At 66.3% G+C, this 22858-nt stretch carries 23 protein-coding genes, 1 tRNA gene and 1 pseudogene; 15 read left to right on the top strand and 10 right to left on the bottom strand.

Features of this window, described 5'->3' with window-relative positions:
- The first annotated feature begins 14 nt into the window (after positions 1–14).
- The 4 genes from AC52GN_RS07445 (at position 15) to gcvA (ending at position 3923) form a co-directional block, all read left to right on the top strand.
- Positions 15–494 (top strand): glutathione peroxidase, encoded by a 480-nt coding sequence (locus AC52GN_RS07445; RefSeq protein WP_338574968.1) that lies wholly within the window; start codon positions 15–17, stop codon positions 492–494.
- A 2-nt stretch (positions 495–496) separates the two neighbouring features.
- Positions 497–1903 (top strand): dihydrolipoyl dehydrogenase, encoded by a 1407-nt coding sequence (gene lpdA, locus AC52GN_RS07440; RefSeq protein WP_496528649.1) that lies wholly within the window; start codon positions 497–499, stop codon positions 1901–1903.
- A 65-nt stretch (positions 1904–1968) separates the two neighbouring features.
- Positions 1969–2970 (top strand): cysteine synthase A, encoded by a 1002-nt coding sequence (locus AC52GN_RS07435; protein ID WP_496528648.1) that lies wholly within the window; start codon positions 1969–1971, stop codon positions 2968–2970.
- Positions 2970–3923, top strand: a complete 954-nt coding sequence (gene gcvA, locus AC52GN_RS07430; RefSeq protein WP_496528647.1) for a transcriptional regulator GcvA — start codon at positions 2970–2972, stop codon at positions 3921–3923. Before AC52GN_RS07435 ends, gcvA begins: the two co-directional genes overlap by 1 nt.
- Before the next feature lie 68 nt (positions 3924–3991).
- Here gcvA and AC52GN_RS07425 read toward each other — a convergent pair whose 3' ends face one another.
- The 5 genes from AC52GN_RS07425 to AC52GN_RS07405 are packed head-to-tail and all read right to left on the bottom strand — an operon-like array spanning position 3992 to position 8104.
- Positions 3992–4801 (bottom strand): MBL fold metallo-hydrolase, encoded by an 810-nt coding sequence (locus AC52GN_RS07425; RefSeq protein WP_346486958.1) that lies wholly within the window; start codon positions 4799–4801, stop codon positions 3992–3994.
- Positions 4798–5583 (bottom strand): TatD family hydrolase, encoded by a 786-nt coding sequence (locus AC52GN_RS07420; protein ID WP_343829783.1) that lies wholly within the window; start codon positions 5581–5583, stop codon positions 4798–4800. The genes AC52GN_RS07425 and AC52GN_RS07420 overlap by 4 nt, the downstream gene beginning before the upstream one ends.
- Position 5584: 1 nt before the next feature.
- A complete protein-coding gene (locus tag AC52GN_RS07415; RefSeq protein WP_291775253.1) occupies positions 5585–6565 on the bottom strand; it encodes a DNA polymerase III subunit delta' in 981 nt (326 codons plus the stop codon).
- The gene (tmk, locus tag AC52GN_RS07410; RefSeq protein WP_291775255.1) at positions 6562–7188 is read right to left on the bottom strand and encodes a dTMP kinase; all 627 of its coding nucleotides are present in this window, start codon (positions 7186–7188) and stop codon (positions 6562–6564) included. The genes AC52GN_RS07415 and tmk overlap by 4 nt, the downstream gene beginning before the upstream one ends.
- A gap of 40 nt (positions 7189–7228) precedes the next feature.
- Positions 7229–8104 (bottom strand): septal ring lytic transglycosylase RlpA family protein, encoded by an 876-nt coding sequence (locus AC52GN_RS07405; protein ID WP_496528646.1) that lies wholly within the window; start codon positions 8102–8104, stop codon positions 7229–7231.
- A gap of 149 nt (positions 8105–8253) precedes the next feature.
- On the opposite strand from AC52GN_RS07405, the gene AC52GN_RS07400 reads away from it, so the two are divergent.
- The 7 genes from AC52GN_RS07400 (at position 8254) to AC52GN_RS07370 (ending at position 14078) form a co-directional block, all read left to right on the top strand.
- A complete protein-coding gene (locus AC52GN_RS07400) occupies positions 8254–9195 on the top strand; it encodes a DMT family transporter (RefSeq protein ID WP_452112259.1) in 942 nt (313 codons plus the stop codon).
- A gap of 65 nt (positions 9196–9260) precedes the next feature.
- A tRNA-Ser gene (locus tag AC52GN_RS07395) sits at positions 9261–9350 on the top strand.
- A 170-nt stretch (positions 9351–9520) separates the two neighbouring features.
- Complete coding sequence (locus AC52GN_RS07390; protein ID WP_496528645.1) at positions 9521–11017, top strand: efflux transporter outer membrane subunit; 1497 nt, start codon at positions 9521–9523, stop codon at positions 11015–11017.
- Positions 11018–11359, top strand: coding sequence for a hypothetical protein (locus AC52GN_RS07385; protein ID WP_496528644.1), 342 nt, complete (start codon positions 11018–11020; stop codon positions 11357–11359).
- A 38-nt stretch (positions 11360–11397) separates the two neighbouring features.
- Positions 11398–12015: an HlyD family secretion protein gene (locus AC52GN_RS07380; RefSeq protein WP_496528643.1), complete on the top strand. Its 618-nt coding sequence runs from the start codon at positions 11398–11400 to the stop codon at positions 12013–12015.
- Positions 12012–12944 carry an ABC transporter ATP-binding protein gene (locus AC52GN_RS07375; protein WP_496528642.1) on the top strand — a complete coding sequence of 311 codons (933 nt, stop codon included), beginning with the start codon at positions 12012–12014 and terminating at the stop codon, positions 12942–12944. Before AC52GN_RS07380 ends, AC52GN_RS07375 begins: the two co-directional genes overlap by 4 nt.
- Before the next feature lie 78 nt (positions 12945–13022).
- Positions 13023–14078 carry an ABC transporter permease gene (locus AC52GN_RS07370; protein ID WP_496528641.1) on the top strand — a complete coding sequence of 352 codons (1056 nt, stop codon included), beginning with the start codon at positions 13023–13025 and terminating at the stop codon, positions 14076–14078.
- Here AC52GN_RS07370 and AC52GN_RS07365 read toward each other — a convergent pair.
- Positions 14075–14656 (bottom strand): DUF488 domain-containing protein, encoded by a 582-nt coding sequence (locus AC52GN_RS07365; RefSeq protein ID WP_496528640.1) that lies wholly within the window; start codon positions 14654–14656, stop codon positions 14075–14077. The two genes, AC52GN_RS07370 and AC52GN_RS07365, sit on opposite strands and share 4 nt — an antisense overlap.
- Positions 14657–14664: 8 nt before the next feature.
- Complete coding sequence (locus AC52GN_RS07360; protein ID WP_338575140.1) at positions 14665–14892, bottom strand: hypervirulence associated TUDOR domain-containing protein; 228 nt, start codon at positions 14890–14892, stop codon at positions 14665–14667.
- A 175-nt stretch (positions 14893–15067) separates the two neighbouring features.
- Here AC52GN_RS07360 and tkt point away from each other — a divergent pair, with 175 nt between their 5' ends.
- The 4 genes from tkt to AC52GN_RS07340 are packed head-to-tail and all read left to right on the top strand — an operon-like array spanning position 15068 to position 20150.
- Positions 15068–17167 (top strand): transketolase, encoded by a 2100-nt coding sequence (gene tkt / locus AC52GN_RS07355; RefSeq protein ID WP_496528639.1) that lies wholly within the window; start codon positions 15068–15070, stop codon positions 17165–17167.
- Complete coding sequence (gene tal / locus AC52GN_RS07350) at positions 17164–18291, top strand: transaldolase (protein WP_496528638.1); 1128 nt, start codon at positions 17164–17166, stop codon at positions 18289–18291. Before tkt ends, tal begins: the two co-directional genes overlap by 4 nt.
- Positions 18292–18306: 15 nt before the next feature.
- A complete protein-coding gene (gene gnd, locus AC52GN_RS07345) occupies positions 18307–19317 on the top strand; it encodes a phosphogluconate dehydrogenase (NAD(+)-dependent, decarboxylating) (protein WP_496528637.1) in 1011 nt (336 codons plus the stop codon).
- The gene (locus tag AC52GN_RS07340; protein ID WP_496528636.1) at positions 19314–20150 is read left to right on the top strand and encodes a Cof-type HAD-IIB family hydrolase; all 837 of its coding nucleotides are present in this window, start codon (positions 19314–19316) and stop codon (positions 20148–20150) included. The genes gnd and AC52GN_RS07340 overlap by 4 nt, the downstream gene beginning before the upstream one ends.
- Here AC52GN_RS07340 and AC52GN_RS07335 read toward each other — a convergent pair.
- The 3 genes and pseudogenes from AC52GN_RS07335 to AC52GN_RS07325 form a co-directional block, all read right to left on the bottom strand.
- Complete coding sequence (locus AC52GN_RS07335) at positions 20145–21950, bottom strand: glycoside hydrolase family 15 protein (RefSeq protein ID WP_496528635.1); 1806 nt, start codon at positions 21948–21950, stop codon at positions 20145–20147. The two genes, AC52GN_RS07340 and AC52GN_RS07335, sit on opposite strands and share 6 nt — an antisense overlap.
- A gap of 24 nt (positions 21951–21974) precedes the next feature.
- Entirely contained in the window at positions 21975–22208 is a 234-nt protein-coding gene (locus AC52GN_RS07330; protein WP_496528780.1) for an oxidoreductase C-terminal domain-containing protein, read from the bottom strand.
- Between the two features lie 30 nt (positions 22209–22238).
- A pseudogene (locus tag AC52GN_RS07325) lies at positions 22239–22844 on the bottom strand (NAD(P)/FAD-dependent oxidoreductase); the annotation flags it as partial.
- Between the last annotated feature and the right edge of the window lie 14 nt (positions 22845–22858).

Below are 22858 nucleotides of genomic sequence, written 5' to 3'. Positions count from 1 at the left end.
GGGAGGGTGAAGTCATGACCTCGGTCTATGACTTCTCCGCCCGGGCCATCGATGGCGCGGACGTGGCGCTGGACCGCTTTCGCGGTCAGGCGTTGCTGATCGTCAATACGGCGTCAAAGTGCGGCTTCACCGGCCAGTATGCCGGGTTGGAGAAGCTGCACCGCGACTTCGTCGACGCGCCGTTCGAGGTCCTGGGCTTTCCCTGCAACCAGTTCGGCCAGCAGGAGCCGGGCAGGGCGGCGGAAATCGCCGCCTTCTGCGCCAGCAGCTTCGACGTGACCTTTCCTCTGTTCGACAAGGTCGAGGTCAACGGACCGAACCGCCACCCTCTCTACGCCTGGCTCACCCGACAGAAGCGCGGCTTCCTGGGCTCCCAGGCCATCAAGTGGAACTTCACCAAGTTCCTGACCGACCGCGAAGGCCGCGTCGTCGCGCGCTATTCGCCCCAGACTGAACCCGAGGCCATCAAGGCCGACATCGAGAAGTTGATCTGATCATGGCTGCTGAATTCGATCTCGTCGTCATCGGCTCGGGCCCCGGCGGTTACGTCGCGGCCATCCGCGCCAGCCAACTGGGCCAGAAGGTCGCCATCATCGAGCGCGAGAACCTGGGCGGCATCTGTCTGAACTGGGGCTGCATCCCGACCAAGGCCCTGCTGAAGTCCGGCGAGAAGTTCGAAAGCCTGTCGCACCTGAAGGACTACGGCCTGTCCGCCTCGGGCGCCTCGTTCGACTTCGACGCCATCATCCAGCGCTCGCGCGGCGTGGCCAAGCAACTGAATCAGGGCGTCGGCTTCCTGATGAAGAAGAACAAGATCGAGGTCATCGAGGGCTCGGCCAAACTCGAGAAAGGCGCCGCTGCGCCGAAGGTCGTCGTGGCTCTGAAGGCCGGCGGCTCGCGCGCGATCGAAGCCAAGACCGTCATGCTGGCTGTCGGCGCCCGCGCCCGCGCCCTGCCGCAGATCGGGCTTGAGGCTGACGGCGACAAGATCTGGGCCTATCGCGACGCCCTGGCGCCGAAAAAACTGCCCAAGACCTTCGTGGTCATCGGCTCGGGCGCCATCGGCATCGAGTTCGCCAGCTTCTACCGCGCCCTGGGCGCCGAGGTGACGGTCGTCGAAGCCGTCGACCGCATCATGCCTGTCGAGGACGAAGAGGTCTCCAAGGCCGCCCAGAAGGGCTTCGAAAAGCGCGGCATCAAGTTCAAGCTCGGCGCCAAGGTGACGAAGGTCTCCAAGGATTCCAAGGGCGTGAAGGTCGATCTTGAAGTCAATGGCAAGGTTGAAAGCCTGGAGGCCGAGGTCTGTATCTCGGCCGTCGGCATCACCGCCAACACCGACGGCATCGGTCTGGAGGCGCTGGGCGTCGAACTGGACCGCGGCCACATCAAGACCGACAGCCACTGCCAGACCAATGTGAAGGGCCTGTACGCCATCGGCGACTGCGCCGGCGCGCCCTGGCTGGCGCACAAGGCCTCGCACGAAGGCATTCACGCCGCCGAACACATCGCGGGTTACAAGACGCCGAACGTCCATTCGCCGATCGCCGGCTGCACCTACGCCCAGCCGCAGGTCGCCTCGGTCGGGGTGACGGAGCAGGGGGCCAAGGCCGAGAAGCGCGAGGTCAAGATCGGCCGCTTCCCGTTCAAGGTGAACGGCAAGGCTATCGCGGCGGGCGAGACCGAAGGCTTCGTCAAGGTCATCTTCGACGCCAAGACCGGCGCCCTGATCGGCGCCCATATGATCGGCGCCGACGTCACCGAGATGATCCAGGGCTACGTCACCGCCATCACGATGGAAGCGACCGAGGAAGACATCCATGGCATCGTCTATCCGCACCCGACCATGTCCGAGGCCATGCACGAGGCCGCACTCGACGCCTATGGCCGCGTCATTCACATCTAGGCCGGTTGTTAGAAAATCTGAACTGTGGCTAAGAGGATCGCTCCTCCCCACGGTTCGGATTTTCCATGATTGTCGCGCCTGACGTCCTCGGCCTGATCGGCAACACGCCCCTGGTGCGCCTAAAGCGCGCCTCTGAGGCGACCGGCTGCGAAATTCTGGGCAAGGCCGAGTTCCTGAACGTCGGCGGCTCGATCAAGGATCGCGCCGCGCTCAGCATCATCCGCGCGGCGCGCGCCTCAGGGGCGCTGAAGCCTGGCGGAACGATCGTCGAAGGCACGGCGGGCAACACCGGCGTGGGCCTGGCCCTGGTCGGGGCGGCGCTGGGCCATCCGGTCGTCATCGTCATGCCGCGCACCCAGACGGAAGAAAAGAAGCGGGCCGTACGCCTGCACGGCGCCCGCCTGATCGAGGTCGATCCGGCGCCCTTCGCCAGCCCCAACCACTTCGTCCACTTCTCGCGCCGTCTGGCCGAAGAACTGAACGACAGCGAGCCGAACGGCGCCTTCTACGCCGACCAGTTCGACAATCCGGCCAATCGTCAGGCCCACTATGAGGCCACCGGACCGGAAATCTGGAAGCAGACGGACGGCCGCGTCGATGGTTTCATCTGCGCCGTCGGCTCGGGCGGCACTCTGGCGGGAACCTCAGCCTACCTCCGTGAGCGCAATCCGGCCCTGCAGGTCGGACTGGCCGACGTGCCGGGCGCCGCCCTCTACAGCTGGTTTACCGAGGGCGTGCTGAAAGGCGAGGGCGGTTCAATCGCCGAAGGGATCGGCGTAAATCGCATCACCGGAAATCTGAAGAGCCTCTCGGTCGACCATGCCTATCGCATCGAGGATGCCGAGTTCCTGCCGATCCTCTTCGACCTGGTTCGCGAGGAAGGGCTGTCGCTCGGTCCCTCGAGCGGCGTCAACATCGCCGGCGCCATCCGCATGGCTCGGGATATGGGGCCCGGCCACACCCTCGTGACCGTCTTGTGCGACGCCGGTCAGCGCTACGCCAGCAAGATTTATGACCCGGCGTTCCTGAACGCTCGCGGCCTGCCGACGCCGAACTGGATGCGCTGATGACCCGCCGCAAGGATTCCGTCGTCGACAGCCGGCTTCCGCCGCTCAACGCCCTGAAGGCTTTCGAGGCCGCCGCCCGTCGGCTCAACATCACCCGCGCCGCCGAGGAGCTATCCGTCACGCCCGGCGCCATCAGCCAGCAGATCCGCATTCTGGAAGAGCATGCAGGAGCCCCGCTGTTCCATCGCGAAGGTCGTCAGATTGCGCTGACGGAGCTGGGCGCCGAACTCTATCCGCTGTTGCGCGACGGGTTCGACTATCTGAAACGGGCAGGGGACCTGCTCTATCGGCCCGACCGCCGCCACGCCCTGGCGGTCAGCGTGCCGCCGTCCTTCGCCTCCAAATGGCTGGCGCCGCGCATCGCCCGTTTCGCGGCGGCGCATCCTGAAATCGAGGTCTGGATGTCGGCCGACATGCGGCTGGCTGACGTCAGCGGCGGCCGGGTCGATGTTGCGGTCCGTTACGGGCGGGGCGACTATCCCGGCGTGCGCTCGGAAAGGTTGCTGAACGCCGATGTGACGCCGGTCTGCGGGCCCTCGTTAACCATGGGCGACAACGCCTTGCGTCGGCCGTCGGACTTGGCGCGCCACGTCCTGATCCATCTGCGGCCCAGCGAATTGGAAGAACCGCGCCCGAACTGGTCGGCCTGGCTCAAGGCCCGGGGACTGACGGACATCGACGCCCAGGCTGGGCCGCGTTTCGATCAGACGGCCTTGGCCATTGAAGCGGCGGCTCATGGTCAGGGCGTGGCCCTGGCGCCGTACGCCTTTGTCGCTGAAGACCTTGCGTCCGGCCGGCTGGTGGCGCCTTTCGCTGACGGCGCTCTGACTACGGAACTGGCTTACCACGTGCTGACCAAGCGCAGCGGCGCGTCGGCGCCGGCAAGGGCGTTCGCCGCCTGGCTCAAGCATGAGGCCCAAAGCGCAGCAGAGGCCAGCATCGACGACCTGTGAAGGCGAATGCAGTGTTATCGCCTAAGATATATTATGCGAAATATAAGTTGCTGATCTGACCCGTGCCGTCAGACGCCAAAGCTTCCCCGCCAGCCGTCGAACGCAACTTCGACGTTCGCAGGCACAGACCGCGACAGGACGTTGTAGTCCAGATCGATATGCAGGTTGGTCAGCACGGCTTTCGACACCTCTGCGCGCGCGATCCATTCCAGCGCCTGATCAACGTGGGCGTGGGTAGGATGCGGCGTGTAGCGTAGCGCGTCGATGATCCAGAGTTCAGCGCCGCGAACGGCCTCGAGCGCGGCGTCGTCCAGGCCGGAAACATCGCTTGAATAAGCAATCGGCCCAAGACGATAACCCACCGAGCGGATCGGTCCGTGGGCTTGGTCAAAGGTCCTGACGGGGATCGGGCCGCCAGGCCCCTCGATCCGCCAGTGTTGCCCGTGCGGCGGGATTCGCTGGGCTTCGACAATGGCCGGATAGCCGTGATGGCTTTCGAAGATGTAGTCGAAACGCCGTGTCAGGGCTTGATGGGTGGCCGCATCCATCCAGGCGGGAATTCGTCGCCGGGCATGAACGGCGAAGACGCGCAGATCGTCGATGCCGTGGGTCTGGTCCGCGTGATCGTGGGTGTAGAGAACCGCATCGATGTGGCGTGTCCCGGCGGCCAGCATCTGCTGACGAAAATCCGGCGACGTGTCGATCACCACGCTGGTCACGCCGTCCGGGCCATGGCGTCGCGCCAGCATGGAGCAGCGGGTGCGCCGGTTGCGCGGCTCGGCAGGATCGCAGTCGCCCCAGTCGCCATCGCCGCGCGGCACGCCGCCGGACGAGCCGCAGCCGAGAATGACGACCTCCAGCTCGTCCCGCCCACTCATTCCGCAGGCCTCGGAATGCGGTCGAACAGGTTGAAGAAGGCGTCGGTTGTTCGTTGATCCGCCTGCTCGAGCGTCCAGCCGCGGACCTCAGCCAATTTTTCGAGCACCAGGCCGACGTAGGCCGGCTCGTTTCGGCGGCCGCGATGTGGGATCGGCGCCAGATAGGGACAGTCGGTTTCGACGATGATGCGATCCTCAGGCATCCGGCGGATGACCTCCCTCACCTCTTCGGCCGCCTTGAAGGTGGCGATGCCGGAAACGGAGAACCAGGCGCCGAGTTCCATCGCTGTTTCAGCCAGTTCCAGGCCGCTTGTGTAGCAATGCATCAAGATCTTGAAGGGGGCGCGGGCGTGTTCCTCGCGCAGGATATCAGCCATGACTTCATCGGCCTCGCGCGTGTGGATGACCAACGGAAGCTCGGTGCGCCGCGCCGCTTCGATATGCTGGCGGAAGACCTTGGCCTGAACATCGCGCGGGCTGAGATCATAGTGGAAGTCCAAGCCGCATTCGCCGATGCCGATGACGCGCGGGCGATCCGCCAGTTCGATCAGGCGATCGGCGGTCAGATCGGCATAGTCCTTGGCCTCGTGCGGATGGACGCCGACCGTGCACCAGATGTCGGCGTTGTTCATCGCCAGGGCGTGGGTCGCCTCAAAGGTCGACAGCTTGTCCGAAATCTCGACCATCAGCCGCACGCCCGCCTGGCGCGCACGGTCGATCACCGCCTCGCGATCCTCATCGAACTGAGGCGCGTGAAGGTTGACGTGACTGTCGATGAGCATATCAGGCGGCGGCTTTCGTGCGGGCGATATCGGCCAGGGCTCCGGCCAGGACGTCTCCCTTATCAAGATTCAACCCGGCGGCGCGATCGGGCAGCTCGGACAGACGTCCCCACAGCTCGGCCCAGCGCGCGCCTTCTCGTCCCTCGGATTCGACGGCCCGACGCTTCACAGCGGCGATTACGCGGTCCATCAGGGCTTCGAAACGCGCCTGTCCTTCGGCGCCCCGGAAACCGTCGGCGATCGCCAATTGCTCTGCGCGGTCCACGTCCGGCCCCTCGACCCAGGCGCGAGCCAGACGGTCGACTTCGGTCATGGCTCCGGAGGCCAGATCCAGGGCTGCGCCGGGCGAACCGCCCGCCATGCTCGCCGCCGCGACCGCTTCATCGCGGGATACGCCGGTGCGTCGCTCGACCAGTTCCGCCAGGCGCGCTTCCGGCCAGATGGGAAAGGTCAGCCGCCGACAGCGCGATCGGATGGTGGCCAGCAACCGACCCGGCGCATGGGTGACCAGGAAGAGCACGCCGTTTTCAGGCGGTTCCTCAAGAATCTTGAGCAAGGCGTTGGCGGCATTGACGTTCAGGTCGTCCGCCGCGTCGATGATGGCGACGCGGCTTCGGGCTTGCGAGGGGCTCTTGGCGAAGAATTCGGGCAGGTCGCGGGCCTGATCGACCGAAATGGCGCGCTTCAGCTTGCCGCCCTCCACCGCGCGTTCCAGCACCAGAAGATCCGGATGGGCCTGGGCGGACACCAGGCGGCTGACGGGGTCATGCGGCGCGGCGCCCAGCGGCCCGCGCGACGGGTCCGGCGCGGCCCCCAGCAGGCGGCGCGCGGCGCGATAGGCGAAGCTGGCCTTGCCCGATCCCTCGACCCCGCACAGCAGCCAGGCGTGGTGCAACCGGCCGCGGTTCAGGGCGTCCAGAAAGGCTTCCTCAGCCTGGGTATCGGCGATCAGATCGAAACGGTCGCGCGGATGCTCGCTCAAAGTAGCCGCTCCTCCACCACGGCCCAGAGGCGGGCAGAGACCGCTTCCACCTCTCCGGTCGCATCGAGGACGACGCACCGTTCGGGGTGACGTTCAGCCACCTGGAGGAAGCCGTCACGCAGTTTCTGGTGGAAGGCCAATCCCTTGGATTCGAAACGGGTCTCGAACAGGCCGCGCCCGAAGGCTCGATCCAGTCCGACTTCAACCGGAAGGTCGAACACCAGCGTCAGGTCCGGCTGATCGCCATTGACCACGGCGTCGTCCAAGGCCTCGATCAGGCTTTCGGGCGTTCCCCCGCCGGCGCCCTGATAGACGCGGCTGGAATCGGCGAAGCGGTCGCAGACCACCCAGCGTCCGGCCGCCAGGGCGGGGAGAATGGTCCGTTCCAGATGGTCCGAGCGCGCCGCGTACATCAGCAGGGTCTCTGTCCGCGCGGACCATCGATCCGCCTCGCCCGAAACGGCGATACCACGGATTTCCTCGGCGCCCGGCGACCCGCCAGGCTCGCGCGTCTGAAGCACGTCGAGCCCGCGCGCACGCAAGCGTTCGACCAACAGGCGCGCCTGGGTCGTCTTGCCGGCGCCCTCGCCGCCTTCGAAAGTGATGAATCTGCCTCGCTGCACCTGCGCACAATGGCGAGCGAGGCGCGGGAAGCAAGCCCGTTCAGCCGCCTATCAACAGGGCGTCGCCAAACCCGCGTGCGACGACAGCCTGACGCGCCCGCTCAGCGGCCCCCGCATCGGGCCAGGGACCGACCACGACGCGGAACAGCGCGCGGCCGTCCCGGTCGATGTTCTGGACCACAGCCTTGTCGCCGAGACGTCGCGCCACGCGATCGGCCCCGCGACGATCCGAATAGGCCCCCGCCTGCACCCAATAGGCGTTCAAGGCCGCTGGCTGCGCCGTCGCATACGTCGGCGCGGGCGGGCTCGAGGCCGTCACGGTTTCATAATAGGGGCGCGGTCCCGACGACTGAGTCGTCGCTTGCGCCTGAACCTGGGCTCGAGGCTGAGGCGCGTTATCGACCTCGGCTCGGCGAAGAGACGTTCCTCCGCCCTGACGCGGCGCCCGCCCGACATAGCGGACCCGCACGTCCCCGACGCCTTGCTGCAGGAGACCCAGTTCTTCTGCCGCCCCGCGCGACAGGTCGATGATGCGGCCGTCGACAAATGGGCCGCGATCATTGACGCGAAGGATGACCCGACGGCCGTTGGCGCGGTTGGTCACCTCGACCAGGCTGGGCAACGGCAGGGTCTTGTGAGCGGCGGTCAGGGCGTTCATGTCGAACCGCTCGCCGGTGGAGGTGGACCGTCCGTGATGATAGCTGCCGTACCAGGACGCCTGGCCCACCTCGTCGTAGTTCGGCTGTTCCTTGGGGTGATACCAGCGGCCGCGAACCTGATACGGACGCATGGTGCCCGAGACGAACGGAGCGGGGTCGGTCACCACGGGCGCACTGATGGGCGCATCGCCCTTGCCGCCCAGGCTGGCGCAGGCCGCCAGGGTTGAGAAGGCGGCGAGAATAATCGCCCCTTTCAACAATCTCGCCCACATAACGCTCTGCACTCCAGCCGACAGGAAATCGGAGCGAGACTAGAGGCAGAGGTTTCCAGTTTGGTTAACGCTCAGTTTGCGCGTATGGCCTTGCGTCAAAGCCCCTCCCCGGCTGGACGTCAGAACTGAGCGCCTTGAACACTTCCCTCTACAAGACCCGAACCGGGGTCTTCCTTCTTGCGATCCTGTGTTGCGCCCTGTGGGGCAGCGCATTTCCCGCCATCAAGAGCGGCTACGCCCTGTTGCAGGTCGCGCCGACCGACATCGCGAGCCAACTGTTGTTCGCGGGCTGGCGTTTCGCCCTGGCCGGCGTGATCCTGCTGATCGTGGCCGTGGGCATGAAGAAGCCGGTTCTGGCCATGAGCGGCCGTCAGGCCGGGCAAGTCGCCCTGCTCGGGCTGACCCAGACGGCCATTCAATACGTTTTCTTCTACATCGGCCTGGCGCACGCCACGGGCGTGAAGTCCTCCATCATGAACGCGACCAGCGTCTTCTTCAGCGTCGTTCTGGCCCACTTCATCTATGCGGATGATCGGCTGAGCGGCCGCAAGGCGCTGGGCTGCCTGATCGGATTCCTGGGCGTCGTCGTGGTCAACCTCGGCGGCGGGGGTGAATTCGGCTTCGACTTCACCCTGTTGGGCGAAGGTTTCATCGTGATCGCGGCCTTTGTCCTGGCCGCCGCCTCCATCTATGGCAAGCGACTGTCGCGCAATCTGGACCCCATGGTCATGACCGGCTGGCAACTGGCCATCGGCGGCTTGATTCTGACGGCTGCAGGCATGGCGATGGGCGGGCGAATTCAAGGACTGGACCTGACGTCGGGGACTTTGCTCCTGTATCTGGCACTGCTCTCATCGGTGGCCTTCGCGGTGTGGAGCCTGCTCCTGAAGCACAACCCGGTGGGGATGATCGCCGCCTTCAACTTCCTGATCCCGGTCTTCGGCGTCTCGCTGTCGGCGGTTTTTCTGGGAGAATCCATGCTGCGCTGGAGCTACCTGATCGCCCTCATTCTGGTCTGCGCCGGCATCTGGCTCGTCACCCGCCCGAATGCACCGCCGAACGGCAAGATCGCCTGACGCTTTCCGCTTGGGTCGCGCTCGGCTTGCCGCTATGCACGGGCGAGCGCGAGCCGAGTCGCGTGGGACAGGTGGCCGAGTGGTTTAAGGCAGCGGTCTTGAAAACCGCCGTAGGTGGAAGCCTACCGTGGGTTCGAATCCCACCCTGTCCGCCACATCCCCGTATCCAGAATCTCCGGCTCGCTTTCTGCGAGGCCGCCAGATAGGCCGCGCAAAAACACGGCCTCTTCGCGGGCGCGATGCGACCATTGCGCCGGAAGGGACGTTATGGCTCCGTAGCCGTACAGCTTGGATCAGGCGTCGGCATGATGCTGAGGGGCCGAGGATGACGAAGACAGCGCTGCGCATGGGTTCGGAGACCCTCGCCGCTCGTCTCGCTGCGCCGGTCATGCTTCCCGTGTTGTTGGCAGCCTGCATGGCTGGTCCGAACTACCGCACCCCCACCACCCTGGCGACGCCTGCGGCCTTCTCGCACGGCGAGCCTACCGGCCAGCCCGCCCCTGCCTGGTGGCGAACATTCCGTGATCCCATGCTGGATCGCCTGGTCGACGAGGCGCGGGCCGCCAACCTGGATTTGCGTCAGGCGACGCTGCGGGTCGAGGAAGCCCGACACCAGGCGCGCATCGTCGGAGCCGCCACCGCGCCCACCATCTCGGCCGACGCACAGGGCGGCTACACCCGGCTTAGCAAGACCACCTCCATCGCCGCGCTTCTGGGCGAGTCAGGGACTCCGGGTTCCGAACCGATCGGCGCGCCGGGGACGGCGTTCGAGACCTACCAGACCGGTTTCGACGCCTCGTGGGAGCTGGACCTGTTCGGGGCCGGTCGACGGGCGCTGGAGGCGGCTGATGCTCGCACGGCATCGGCGGTCTGGACCCGGCGTGACGCCGAAATCATCCTGACGGCTGAAGTCGCGCGGGCCTATCTGGACTATCGCGCCCTGGATCAGCGCATCGCCGTGGCCGACGCGCTTCAAGAAGTGCGAGACGACGCCCTGCTTTTCCATCAAATCCGCCGACGCCATGGCCTGACGTCGACTCTGGATGAACACACCGCCGAACGCGACAGAGCGTCCATCGCCGCCGCGCGTGAGGATCTCGTCGCCCAGCGCACCGCGCAGGCCCACGCCCTGGCGGTCCTTCTGGCCCGGCCGCCTACGGCGCTGATCAACGATCTGGCCGAGACCCAGGCCGCGCCGACCGCGCCCGCCGTCATTCCGGTCGGCCTGCCGTCGGATCTGTTGCGGCGACGGCCGGATGTCCGGGCGGCCGAACGAAACCTCGCGGCCGCCACCGCCGAGATCGGCGTGGCTGTCGCCGACCTGTATCCTTCGATCAGCCTGACCGGCGCGATCCATTTGGTCTCTGGCTCTCTCAGCACGCTGATCTCGTCCGACAGCCTGCAACCCAGGGCGGGCGCCGCTCTCATGCTCCCGCTGCTCGACGGCGGACGGCGCCGCGCGACGGTGGACCTGCGTCAGACCCAGGCGCAGGAAGCTCTTCTCACCTATCAGGGCGCGGTGCTGATCGCGCTGAAGGACGTCGAGGACGCCTTGAGCCGGCTGGAGGCCGACCGCGTCCGAGAGGAGCAAATCAGAGCCGCCGAATCCGCCGCTCGCGACCAATGGACGACCCTTCAGGCTCAACAGAACGCCGGACTGGCGACCGCGCTGGACCTGCTGGCGGCGCGCGCCTCCTTCCTGGACGCCTCCGACGCACGCATCCAGGCGCAGGGGGCGGTCGATCTGGACGTGGTGGCGCTTTTCAAGGCGCTCGGCGGCGGTTGGGACGACCGTCGCATCGCCGATGCGGGAGAGCTCTAGATGGCCGACACTGCACAACGCCGTCGACGTATCGCGCGCCGCCCGCTTGTCATCGGCCTGGTTGTCGGAGGCGCAGCCTGCACCCTGCTGGTCTGGAGCCTGTCCGATCGGCGGCCGTCAGACACCCCGATGTTTACCGGCTATGTCGTGAGCCAGAACCTCTACATGTCCGCCCCCGTGGCGGGCGTGGTGGACACCCTGAACGTCGTGCGCGGTCAGCGTGTCGAGGCCGGCGCCCCCTTTTCCGCATCGACCCTACATCCCTGGGCGCGCGCGCCGATCAGGCGATCGCCCAGGTCGATCAAGAGCAGGCGCAACTGGAGGCCGACGTCGCCGCTCTGAACAAGGCTCGCGCCGATCTGGCTGCGGCTGCCGTGGACGTGGACCGTACGGGCTCCGACCTGGCCCGCTATCTCGCAGCGGAGCAAGAAAAGACGGGATCGGTCGCGGGCCAGCAACTCGACCAGGCTCGAACCGCTGCCGCCGGCGCCCAGCGGCGCAGAGACGCCGCCCGAACCGACGTGGATGCCGCCGCCGCCCGCATCGCCGCCAGCCGCGCCGCCATTCAGGGCAGCCAGGCGGGGGTGGTCGACGCCCGCCGCCAGCTCAGCCAGCTCTCGCCCGTCGCCCCGATCGCCGCGCGGGTCGAGGATGTCATGTATCAAGCCGGCGAATGGGCCGCCGCCAATGCGCCGATCATCAGCCTGGTCCCAGACGATCAGGTCAAGGTGCGCTTCTATGTGCCCCAGGCCATGGTGAGCGCCTATCCGCCGGGCGCAACGGTCGCCATCGCCTGCGACGGCTGCGCTTCGGGCATGACGGCGCGCGTCAACTACGTCGCCAGCCGCCCGGAATACACGCCCCCGATCATCTACAGCCTGACTGCGCGCGACAAGCTGGTCTTCCTGGTGGAAGCTGCGCCCTCAGCCCCGCGCGCGCTGACGCCAGGCCAGCCGATCGACGTCACGCCTCTGACAACTGCCCCCGCTCGCCGATGAGCCGGGTCATCGACGTCAGAGGTCTGAACAAGTCGTTCGGCGACAAACATGTGGTGCGCGACGTCTCCATCGCCGTGGACGAAGGGCGGATCACGGGCTTTCTCGGCCCGAACGGCTCAGGCAAGACGACCACGCTGCGCCTGCTGTGCGGCCTGCTGACCCCTGACAGCGGCGAAGGCGAGGTCCTGGGGCTCAACTTTCGAACCGAGAGCAGCCGGATCAAGCGTCAGACCGGCTACATGACCCAGCGGTTCTCACTGTACGATGACATGACCATCAGCGAGAATCTGGTCTTCGTCGCACGCGTCTATGGTCTTGACGATCGCGCCGACCGCGTGGATCGGGCGCTGAAGCGACTGGGCCTGGCCGAGCGCCGCGACCAGTTGGCGGGCGCCCTGTCCGGCGGCTGGAAACAGCGGCTGGCTCTCGCCGCCGCGACCCTGCACGAGCCGAAGCTCCTGTTGCTGGACGAGCCGACGGCCGGCGTCGATCCCAAGGCCAGGCGTGAATTCTGGGATGAGATTCACGCCCTCGCCGCAGAGGGTCTGACCGTCCTCGTGTCGACCCACTACATGGATGAGGCCGAGCGCTGCCATGACATCGGCTACATCCTGCATGGCGAACTGATCGCGCGCGGAACGGGCGAAGAGATCATAGACCGCTCGAACCTGGTCACCTTCAACGGCGAAGGTCCCGATATCGACCACCTGGCCCACCTTCTGGCGACCCAGGCCGGCGTGGTCAGCGCCTCGGCCTTCGGCGCGACGGTTCACGTCAGCGGCGTAGACCGCGCCGCGCTGGAGCAGGCCCTGTCTCCCTATCGTCAGGCCCCTTATCGCTGGAGCGAGGTCAAGCCGTCCCTGGAGGACGTCTTCATCCAGCTGATGAGCCGCGAGACGGAAAGCGTCCAGGAAGGACATGACGCATGACCGGCGCCTTGCTGCGAGATCTATGCGGTCCTGACCAAGGAATTCACCCAGCTCAGCCGGGACCGGATCACCTACGCCATGATCCTGCTGATGCCGCTCGTGCAGTTGCTGCTGTTCGGCTACGCCATCAACATGGACCCTCGGCATCTGCCGGCGGCTGTCTTCTCCAGCGACCACAGCGCGACCGCCAACGCCGTGGTCTCGGCGATGGAGCGCACCAGCTACGTCGATGTGCGCTACCTGCCCCGCTCGACCGATGAGATGGACGCCCTGCTGCGACGCGGCCAGGTCATGCTGGGCCTGACCATTCCCCCCGACTTCACCGAACGGGTGCTGAAAGGCGACCAGGCCCAGGTCCTGGTCGAAGTGGACGCCTCCGATCCTGTGTCGGCCGCCGGCGCATTGGGCGCCGTCGCCGCCCTGCCCGACAATGCGCTTGATCGGCAGTTGGTCGGCGCTGCGGCCAGACCCTCGACCTCTCCGCCGTTCGAGGTGGTGACGCACCGTCTCTATAATCCTGAGAACATCACCGCCTACAACATCGTGCCTGGCCTGCTGGGCGTCATCCTGTCCATGACGCTGGTGATGATGACCGCCATGGCCGTGACCCGAGAACGCGAGCGCGGCACCATGGAGGCGCTGCTTTCCACCCCAGCCACGCCGATAGAGATCATGGTCGGCAAGCTGACGCCCTATGTCCTGGTCGGCATCGTCCAGACCGCCGTCATCCTGGTCGTCGCTCGCGTTCTGTTCAGCGTGCCCATGGCGCAGACTGCGGCGGGCTGGATCGCCCTGACCTTCGGGGTCAGCCTGTTCATCCTAGGCAATCTTGCGCTCGGCTATCTGATCTCGACCCTGGCCAAGAGCCAGCTGCAGGCCATGCAGATGTCCTTTTTCTACATGATGCCGTCGATCTTCCTGTCGGGTTTCGCCTTCCCCTTCTACGGCCTGCCTGTCTGGGCCCAGTACATCGGCAATGTCCTGCCGATCACGCATTTCCTGAGGATCGTGCGCGGCGCCCTCCTCAAGCAGCAGACCCTGTCGGACATGGGACCGAACCTGTTGGCGCTGGGGCTGTTTGTCCTGATCGTCTCGACTCTGGCGCTGTGGCGCTCGCGCACAACGCTGGATTAGGTCAGGATCTCCTCGGTCATTCCTTGATGATCGTCGCCGGGCTCTTGATAGATCAACCCGTCGGCGACCCGCCTGACGCCGGGCGTCGGCCTGGCGGCAGTCGTCTGGCCGGGCCCCATGATGTGGAAGACCTCGGCCCCGTCGGCGAGCAGATAGTCAGCGATGATCCGACGGTGACATCGCCACCAGAGCGCTTCCGAACACATGACGGCGCAGGTTCGTCGTCGACCCAGCTCGAGCAGTTCGGCCAGGCCGAGCCGGAACGCAGCCGTCAAGGCGTAGTCGGCGTAGTTCCGAAAACTCCGGTTGCGCCACAGGGTGTTCGGCGACGCAGACCATTGACGTTCACGCCCGCGCAGGCCGCCCAGCGCCGCGAGGTGACGATAGCCGATCCCCCACGGTTCCAACGCCTGCGGCAGGACGTCGATATTGAACTGCGGATTGGCGCGCGAGCGCGGCATCTTGCGGACATCGACGACGATTTCAGCTCCGGCGTCGCGAAGCAGCTCCGCCATTTCCTCGATGGAATGCGTGGAATGGCCGATCGTGAAAAAGGGCCGCCGGAAATCTTCGGCCATCCCCAGCGTCAGTCGTTCAGGCGCGTCAGGACCGCGCCGCGATGAAGGGCGATGTGATCTGTCTTGCTGCTCTTGATCTCATACTGAGGTTCGGACGGACGGGCGTGGTGGATGTGGCCCTTGTAGTCGACGTCCTGAGTGTGGACCCGAATTATCGTGCCGCTGACGCGACCGGCTTCCGAGTTCCAGCTCACTCGGTCCCCGACCCGGAATTGTTCGGCTCCCCTATCGCCCATCCTCGGTCTCCTGCCCTTGCCTCATGGCGATCCCCTCGGCCTGTCGGCCAACGGCAGGCCGCATCCAAAGGTTCCCACGGCTCTCATCCGATCGGCCGGGAACGGTGCAACCTCGCCTTCCCTCGCGAGTTTCGATCGGGGGCGTCCGCATCGCAATCAAGCGAGACAGGATGTCATGACCGCCGCCGAAGAGATGCTGAAGCCGAACACGGCTTCAATCGATCAGCTCTGCATCGACACCATACGCACCTTGTCGATGGACGCCGTGCAGAAGGCGGAATCCGGACATCCCGGCACGCCGATGGCCCTGGCGCCGGTCATCTACACCTTGTGGCAGCGCGTCCTGCGTTACGATCCCACGGACCCGCTCTGGCTGAACCGCGACCGCTTCGTGCTGTCCAACGGTCACGCCTCGATGCTTCTCTATTCGATCCTGAATCTGACCGGAGTCCGACAGTGCGGCCCGGATCACGAACACCTCGACACCCCGTCCGTCTCGCTCGACGACATCAAGGCCTTTCGGCAACTGGACAGCCGATGTCCCGGCCATCCCGAATACGGCCATACGACTGGAGTGGAGACGACCACTGGACCGCTGGGTCAGGGCTGCGGAACCAGCGTGGGCATGGCCATCGCCGAACGCTGGCTGTCCACGCATTTCAACCGGCCCGGCTTCACCATCTTCGACCATGACGTCTATGTGCTGTGCAGCGACGGCGACCTGATGGAGGGCGTCAGCAGCGAGGCGGCCTCGATCGCCGGTCATCTGATGCTGGGCAACCTCTGCTGGATCTATGACTGCAACACCATCACCATCGAGGGTCACACGGACCTGACGTTCACGGAGGACGTGGCGGCGCGCTTCCTGGCCTATGGCTGGAACGTGCTCCACGTCGGCGACGCCAATGACGTCGAGCGCATGGCCGAGGCCTTGCAAGCCTTTCGCGAGCACGACAGCACGCCGACCCTGATCATCGTCAACAGTCATATCGGCTATGGCGCGCCGCATAGGCAGGACACCCGCGCGGCGCACGGCGAACCCCTGGGCGAGGAAGAAGTCCGTCTGGCCAAGCGTCGCTACGGCTGGCCCGAAGACGCGCATTTCCTGATTCCCGACGGCGTGCGCGCCCATTTCGACGCAGGCGTCGGCCGGCGCGGACGAGCGGCGCGAACGGCATGGCGGGAAAATTATGACGCCTATCGCGTCCAGCATCCCGATCTGGCGGCGCAGTTGGACCAGATGGCCAGGGGCGAGGCGCCGAGAGGCTGGGACGCCGACCTCCCCGTCTTCCCCGCCGACGCCAAGGGCCTGGCCAGTCGAGCGTCGTCGGCCAAGGCGCTCAACGCTGTCGCCGCGCGCTATCCCTGGCTCGTAGGCGGCTCGGCGGACCTGTCGCCCTCGACCAAGACCAATCTGACATTCGAGGCGGCGGGCGACTTCGAGGTCGGCGCCTATGCTGGCCGCAACCTGCATTTCGGGATTCGCGAGCACGCCATGGGAGCCGTGCTCAGCGGCATGGCCCTGTCCGGACTTCGCGCCTACGGCTCCAGCTTCCTGATCTTCTCCGACTACATGAAGCCGTCGATCCGCCTGGCCGCCCTGATGCGGCTGCCGGTGATCTACATCTATACCCACGACTCCATCGGCCTGGGCGAAGACGGGCCGACCCACCAGTCCATTGAGCAACTGGTCGGCCTGCGCGCCATCCCGAACCTGATCGTGCTTCGTCCCGCCGACGCCAATGAAGTCGTGGAGGCCTGGCGCGTCATCGGGAACCTCAAGGATCAGCCCGTCTGTCTGGTGCTCAGCCGCCAGGCCCTGCCGACGTTCGATCGCACCCTCTACGCCTCCGCCCAGGGGCTGGCGCGCGGCGCCTATGTCATGGCGGACGCTCGGGCCGACGATCCGGAAGTGATTCTGATCGGCGCCGGCAGCGAGGTCGCCGTCTGCGTGGCGGCGTTCAAGAGGCTGACGCAACAGGGCGTCGCCGCTCGGGTCGTCAGCATGCCGTCCTGGGAACTGTTCGAGCAACAGGACCTGGCCTATCGCGACAGCGTCCTGCCGCCCGGCGTCATGGCGCGCGTTTCGGTCGAGGCCGGCGCGGTGATCGGTTGGGGCCGCTATGTCGGGTCCGCCGGCGCCCGGATCGGCATGAGAAGTTTCGGCGCCTCGGCGCCGGCCGACGATCTGATGGCCCGGTTCGGCTTTACGGCGGACGCCGTGTTTGAAGCCGCCAAGGCTCAGTTGATCACAGTAAAGGGACAGGGCCTATGACACCGCTCCGACAGCTCGAAGCCTGCGGTCAGGCGATCTGGCTCGACTATCTGAAGCGCAGTCTGATCCAGGACGGCGGCTTGAAGGCCCTGATCGACGACGACGGCCTGAAGGGCGTCACCTCCAACCCCTCGATTTTCGAGAAAGCCATCGCCGGAACCGACGAGTACGCCGAGGCGATCAGCGCCTTCCTGGCCAAGGGCGACCACAGCGTTTCGGAGATCTACGAACACCTGGCCATCGCCGACATTCAGGCGGCGGCGGCGGTCCTGCGTCCGGTCTTCGACAGGACGCAGGGGCGAGACGGCTACATCAGCCTGGAATGCTCGCCCTATCTGGCGGATGACACCCAGGCCACCATCGTCGAAGCCATGCGTCTGCATCAGGCGATCGACCGACCCAATGTCATGATCAAGGTGCCGGCGACCCCGGCGGGCATCCCGGCGATCCGCGAACTGACCGGGCGCGGTTTGAACATCAACATCACCCTGCTGTTCTCCCTGGCGGTCTATGAGCAGGTGGTCGAAACCTACGTGTCCGGCCTCGAACAGTGGCGACAGTCCGGCGGCGACCTGTCGCGCGTCGCCAGCGTGGCCAGCTTCTTCCTCAGCCGGATCGACACCGAAGTCGACAAGCGACTGGACGCGCTGGAGGACAAGGCTCTGGCGGACGGGCTGCGCGGCCAAGCGGCCATCGCCAGCGCCACCCTAGCCTACAATCGCTACCAGGCCCTGTTCTCCAGTCCTCGCTGGCAGACTCTGGCCGCCACCGGCGCGCGGACCCAGCGCCTGCTATGGGCGTCCACCAGCACCAAGAACCCGGCCTACAAGGACACCCTTTATGCCGAGGCGGTGATCGGTCGCGACACCGTCGACACCCTGCCGCCGGCGACCCTGGACGCCTTCCGCGATCACGGGGTCGTCGTTCCCGACGCCATCGAGCGCGGCGTGGACGAGGCCCGCGCCCTGCTCATCACCCTGGAGCAGCACGGCGTGTCGATGCAGGCCGTCACCGACGCACTGGTGGTCGACGGCGTTCGCCAGTTCACCGACGCCTTTGACAAGCTGTTCGCCGCCCTCGCCCGCCAGCGCGACGTCCATCTCGCAAATCCGCGCCGCTCGTAGAGAAGGAAGGCCGTCATGCAGATCGCCATGGTCGGACTGGGCCGCATGGGCGGCGCCATGACCCGTCGCCTGATGGCCGCAGGTCACGATTGCGTCGTCTACGCCCTGGACGCCAAGGCGCGCGACATCCTGGCGAGCGAGGGCGCCACGGCCGCCGTCTCTCTAACGAATCTGGTCGAGAAGCTGCAGAAGCCCCGCGCGGTCTGGCTGATGCTGCCCGCCGGTCAGGCCACTGAGGACACCGTTCAGCAATTGCGCGACCTGCTCGCGCCCGGCGACGCCATCATCGACGGCGGCAACAGCTTCTACAAGGACGACATTCGCCGGGCCAAGGCACTGGCCGACAAGGGCGTGGCCTATGTCGATTGCGGCACTTCGGGCGGGATCTGGGGCCTGGATCGCGGCTACAGCATGATGATCGGCGGCCCGCCGGAAACCGTCGCCCGTCTCGATCCGATCTTCGCCGCCCTGGCCCCCGGTTTCGGCCACATCCCCCGCACGCCAGGGCGCGACGGCCAGCCCTCGACGGCCGAGCGCGGCTATATCCATGCGGGCCCGACGGGCGCCGGGCACTTCGTCAAGATGGTGCACAACGGCATCGAGTACGGCCTGATGCAGGCCTATGCCGAAGGCTTCAACATTCTGCGCAACAAGAACTCCGAAGACCTTCCCGAAGACGAGCGCTACACCTTGAACCTGGCGGAGATCGCCGAGGTGTGGCGGCGGGGCAGCGTCATCGCCTCCTGGTTGCTCGACCTGGGGGCAGCGGCCCTGGTCAAGGACGGCCAGCTCAGCGACTATTCGGGATACGTCCAGGATTCCGGCGAGGGTCGCTGGACCGTGGAGGCGGCCATCGAGGAAGCCGTCCCGGTGGACGTGCTGTCCACCGCCCTCTATGCGCGCTTCCGTTCACGCAAGGATCATACCTTTGCCGAGCGCATGCTGTCCGCCATGCGCTTCGGCTTTGGAGGCCACATCGAAGGCGCCGAGGCGATCGACCCCATGCCGCCGTCGCCTCGACCATGAAGGACTGCCCGGACATACGCCTGTTGCTGGCGGATGTGGACGGCACCCTGGTCACACGCGAAAAGGTTCTGACCGAGGCTGCGATGCAGGCGTCGCGAGACTTGGCCGCTGCCGGGATCGCCCTGGCGTTGACCAGCGCCCGGCCGCCGCGCGGCATGCGGATGCTGATCCGGCCCTTGGCCTTGCAGGGCGTTCTGGTCGGCTTCAATGGCGGGCTTTACGTGCGGCCTGATCTGTCCGTGATCCGGCGTCATGCGATCGATGCCGAGACGGCCAGGGCGACCGTACACCTGCTGCGCGATCAGGGGCTGGACGTCTGGCTCTACACGGAAAAAGACTGGCTGGTCCGCAACCCTCATGGACCGCATGTGGCGCGCGAGGCCTGGATCCTGCAGTTTGACGCCAAGGTCGTGAGGGACTTCAGCGACGATGATCTGAGCCAGACGCTGAAGATCGTCGGCGTCTCCGATGACCTGCCTCTGGTCGCCCGCTGCGAGACGGCGGTTCGCCATAGGCTTGGCGATCGAGTCAGCGCGGCCCGTTCGGAACCGCACTTCCTCGACGTGACTCATCCTCAGGCCAACAAGGGCGCCGTCGTGCTCGCCCTGGCCCGGCGACTGAACATCGCGCCCGAGCAGGTCGCGGCCATCGGCGACATGCCTACGGATGTGATGATGTTCAGCAAGAGCGGCCTGTCCATCGCCATGGGCAACGCCAGCGAGGCGGTCAAGGCAAAGGCCGACGTGGTGACCGACAGCAATGAGAACGACGGGTTCGCCCATGCGGTCAGGCGGTTCGTCCTGCCCGCCGGCTCTACGCCCCCACGATCATGACGCCGTGCGCCGCCCCGCACGCTGAAGACTGGGCTTGGCGCTTCGCGTCAGGTTCTGAGCTGTATTCAACAGGCCGACGTGTGAGAAGGCCTGCGGGAAATTGCCGACCAGCCGCCCGGCCCCCGTATCATACTCCTCGGACAACAGGCCGACATCGTTGCACAGCCCGAGCAGGCGCTCGAACAGACGCCTCGCGTCCTCGATCCGGCCGAGCATGACGTAGGCGTCGGCCAGCCAGAAACTGCAAGGGAGAAAGGCCCCTTCGCCAGGCGGCAGGCCGTCGTGCACGCGGAAGCTGTCATAGCGCCTGACGAAACCCTCGGGCGTCAGCAATTCTCGCTCGACGGCGGCGACCGTAGCGGCGAAGCACGGATCATCATGGGCTACGAAGCCCAGATCGCCGATCAGCAACAGGCTGGCGTCAGGGCTGGGATCGTCATAGGCGCGTTTGAACGCCCCGGTCGCGGCGTCTAAGCCATTCTGAAGCACCGACGTCTTGATGGTCTGGCGCAGAGCGCGCCATTCGTCGACCGGCCCGTCGAGCCCATGATCCTCTACCGCCCTGACGGCCCGATCCATCACGACCCAGGCCATGATCTTGGAAAAGGTGAAGTCATGAGGCCCGGAGCGCACCTCCCATATGCCTTCGTCCGGCTGATCCCAGACCTTGGCGACGTGAGCGACCACTGCGCGCTCCAACGCCCAACTGCTGTCCTCGACCAAGCCCCAGCGTCGCGCTTGATGAAAGGCGTCCATCAACTCGCCGTAGACGTCGAGCTGGAACTGCTGGTGCGCCGCATTGCCGATCCGAACCGGCGCGGCGGCCTCATATCCCGGCAGCCAGTCGGCGCCCCATTCCATCAGCCGCCGCTCTCCGGCGAGGCCGTACATGATCTGCATCTCGTCGGGTGCGCCGGCCACAGCGCGCTGAAGCCATCGGACCCAGGCTCGGGCTTCCGTGAAATGCTCGGCGTTCATCAGCGCCAGCAAGGTCAGGGTGGCGTCACGGATCCAGCAATAGCGATAGTCCCAGTTTCTCGTCCCGCCCAAGGCCTCCGGCAGGGAGGTCGTCGGGGCCGCGACCAATCCGCCGGTCGGAGCATAGGTCAGGGCCTTGAGCGTCAGCAGCGAGCGTTGGATAGGCTGTGCATAGGGGCCTTTGACCTTGCCGCGCGCCGCCCAGCGCGACCAGAAGCTTCGCGTGGCCTGCAGGGCGACCTCGGGATCAACGGCCCTGGGGACCGGCCGATGAGACGGGCCGTAGGTCAGGACGAAAGGCATGGTTTCGCCCGCGCTGATGGTGAAGCGCGCCACTGTCGACAGGCCTTCGCCGCGGATCGGCGCCGGCGTGCGCAGGATGACCATGTCCGGACCGGCGACCGCCTTCAGGGCTCCGTCATCGCCTCGGGTCACCCAGGGCAGCGTCGCGCCGTATCCGAAGCGAAGGATCAACTCCATGTCCATCTCGACGAACCCGGTCTTGCCGACGACGCTGCGGATCAGGTTCGAATCTCGTCCGCGTAACGACATGAAGTCGACGAGAGCGATCGTTCCCGTCTCGGTCTCGAACGTCGTTTCCAGGATCAGGGTGTCGGGCTCGTAGCGGCGCGTGACCCGCGCCGTCGGGTCGGTCGGCGCGATCTTCCATCGACCGTGGCGAGGCTCGCCCAACAGCGCGGCGAAACAGGCCCCAGAATCGAAGCGCGGCCAGCACAGCCAATCCACAGAGCCGGTTCTTGAGACCAAGGCTCCGGTCTCGCAGTCTCCGATCAGCGCGTAATCTTCAATCCGCGCCGACACGGCCCATCCCCAAGATCGCCATCGTCAGCCTCTCAGCTCCTCGCCGATCCGCAAACTCTCCAGATCACGGCCGAGCGTGGCGGCGGCGAGCAGACGGTCGCCGGCTTCGAAACGGACGGTGGCGTCCGCGTTCTCGATTGAGCCGTCGAGGCGAATGGCGTCCCAGGCTTGCGCGTGGCCGACGTAGCGGATCGCCTGATCGTAGTGCTGGCTCCAGAAGAAGGGAGCGTCAATGAACTCCGTCGGCTCGCCCAGCATGTTCAGGGCGGCGACCTGCCCCTGACGCTCGGCCACGACCCAGTGTTCGATGCGCCAGGCCTCGCCGGCGACTCGCCCGGGATAGCGAGCGATGTCCCCGGCGGCGTAGACCCCGGGATGGCTGGCGCGCATCGTCCGATCGACGATCACCCCGCCGTCGACCGCCAGCCCGGCGTCGATCGCCAGTTGCAGCCGAGGCCGCACGCCGACCCCCAGCACCACGAAATCCGCATCCAGACGCGTCCCGTCGGCCAGGGTCACCCTGTCGCCGTCAAAGGCCACGGCCGTGGCGTCCAGGTGAAAACGCACGCCCTGTTGTTCATGCAGGTTCCGCACGAAGGCGCCGAGCCCCTGCCCCATGACGCGTTCCAGCGGCGTCGTTTCCGGAGCGACGACATGCACCTCCAGCCCCCGCGCTCGCAACGATGCGGCGGCCTCCAGTCCGATGAAGCTTGCCCCGACGATCACGACGCGATGAGCATGATGCGCCGCCGCGATGATGGCCCGGGCGTCGGCCAGCGAGCGCAGGACGTAAACACTGTTCCGCTCGAAGTCCGGCCCTTTCAGTCGGATCGGTTCCGCTCCCGTCGCCAACAGCAGGGCGTCATAGCCGATGCGTTCGCCGCTGGACCCGACCGCCTCCTGCGCCG

It is taken from the genome of Brevundimonas sp. SS2672 (assembly GCF_059579685.1).
Note: the sequence above shows the minus strand (reverse complement) of the source record. Positions and strands in the feature narration are given on the sequence as shown.

What these genes read in the sequence shown, in the direction of transcription:
- AC52GN_RS07385 (WP_496528644.1), top strand. Translation starts at nt 11,018, where the DNA reads ATGGCCGACACTGCACAACGCCGTCGACGTATCGCGCGCCGCCCGCTT.
- AC52GN_RS07445 (WP_338574968.1), top strand. Translation starts at nt 15, where the DNA reads ATGACCTCGGTCTATGACTTCTCCGCCCGGGCCATCGATGGCGCGGAC.
- lpdA (WP_496528649.1), top strand. Translation starts at nt 497, where the DNA reads ATGGCTGCTGAATTCGATCTCGTCGTCATCGGCTCGGGCCCCGGCGGT.
- AC52GN_RS07370 (WP_496528641.1), top strand. Translation starts at nt 13,023, where the DNA reads ATGATCCTGCTGATGCCGCTCGTGCAGTTGCTGCTGTTCGGCTACGCC.
- AC52GN_RS07330 (WP_496528780.1), bottom strand. Translation starts at nt 22,208, where the DNA reads ATGCTGGGCGAGCCGACGGAGTTCATTGACGCTCCCTTCTTCTGGAGC.
- AC52GN_RS07435 (WP_496528648.1), top strand. Translation starts at nt 1,969, where the DNA reads ATGATTGTCGCGCCTGACGTCCTCGGCCTGATCGGCAACACGCCCCTG.
- AC52GN_RS07340 (WP_496528636.1), top strand. Translation starts at nt 19,314, where the DNA reads ATGAAGGACTGCCCGGACATACGCCTGTTGCTGGCGGATGTGGACGGC.
- gcvA (WP_496528647.1), top strand. Translation starts at nt 2,970, where the DNA reads ATGACCCGCCGCAAGGATTCCGTCGTCGACAGCCGGCTTCCGCCGCTC.
- AC52GN_RS07360 (WP_338575140.1), bottom strand. Translation starts at nt 14,892, where the DNA reads ATGGGCGATAGGGGAGCCGAACAATTCCGGGTCGGGGACCGAGTGAGC.
- gnd (WP_496528637.1), top strand. Translation starts at nt 18,307, where the DNA reads ATGCAGATCGCCATGGTCGGACTGGGCCGCATGGGCGGCGCCATGACC.
- AC52GN_RS07420 (WP_343829783.1), bottom strand. Translation starts at nt 5,583, where the DNA reads ATGCTCATCGACAGTCACGTCAACCTTCACGCGCCTCAGTTCGATGAG.
- tkt (WP_496528639.1), top strand. Translation starts at nt 15,068, where the DNA reads ATGACCGCCGCCGAAGAGATGCTGAAGCCGAACACGGCTTCAATCGAT.
- tal (WP_496528638.1), top strand. Translation starts at nt 17,164, where the DNA reads ATGACACCGCTCCGACAGCTCGAAGCCTGCGGTCAGGCGATCTGGCTC.
- AC52GN_RS07390 (WP_496528645.1), top strand. Translation starts at nt 9,521, where the DNA reads ATGACGAAGACAGCGCTGCGCATGGGTTCGGAGACCCTCGCCGCTCGT.
- AC52GN_RS07425 (WP_346486958.1), bottom strand. Translation starts at nt 4,801, where the DNA reads ATGAGTGGGCGGGACGAGCTGGAGGTCGTCATTCTCGGCTGCGGCTCG.
- AC52GN_RS07375 (WP_496528642.1), top strand. Translation starts at nt 12,012, where the DNA reads ATGAGCCGGGTCATCGACGTCAGAGGTCTGAACAAGTCGTTCGGCGAC.
- AC52GN_RS07365 (WP_496528640.1), bottom strand. Translation starts at nt 14,656, where the DNA reads ATGGCCGAAGATTTCCGGCGGCCCTTTTTCACGATCGGCCATTCCACG.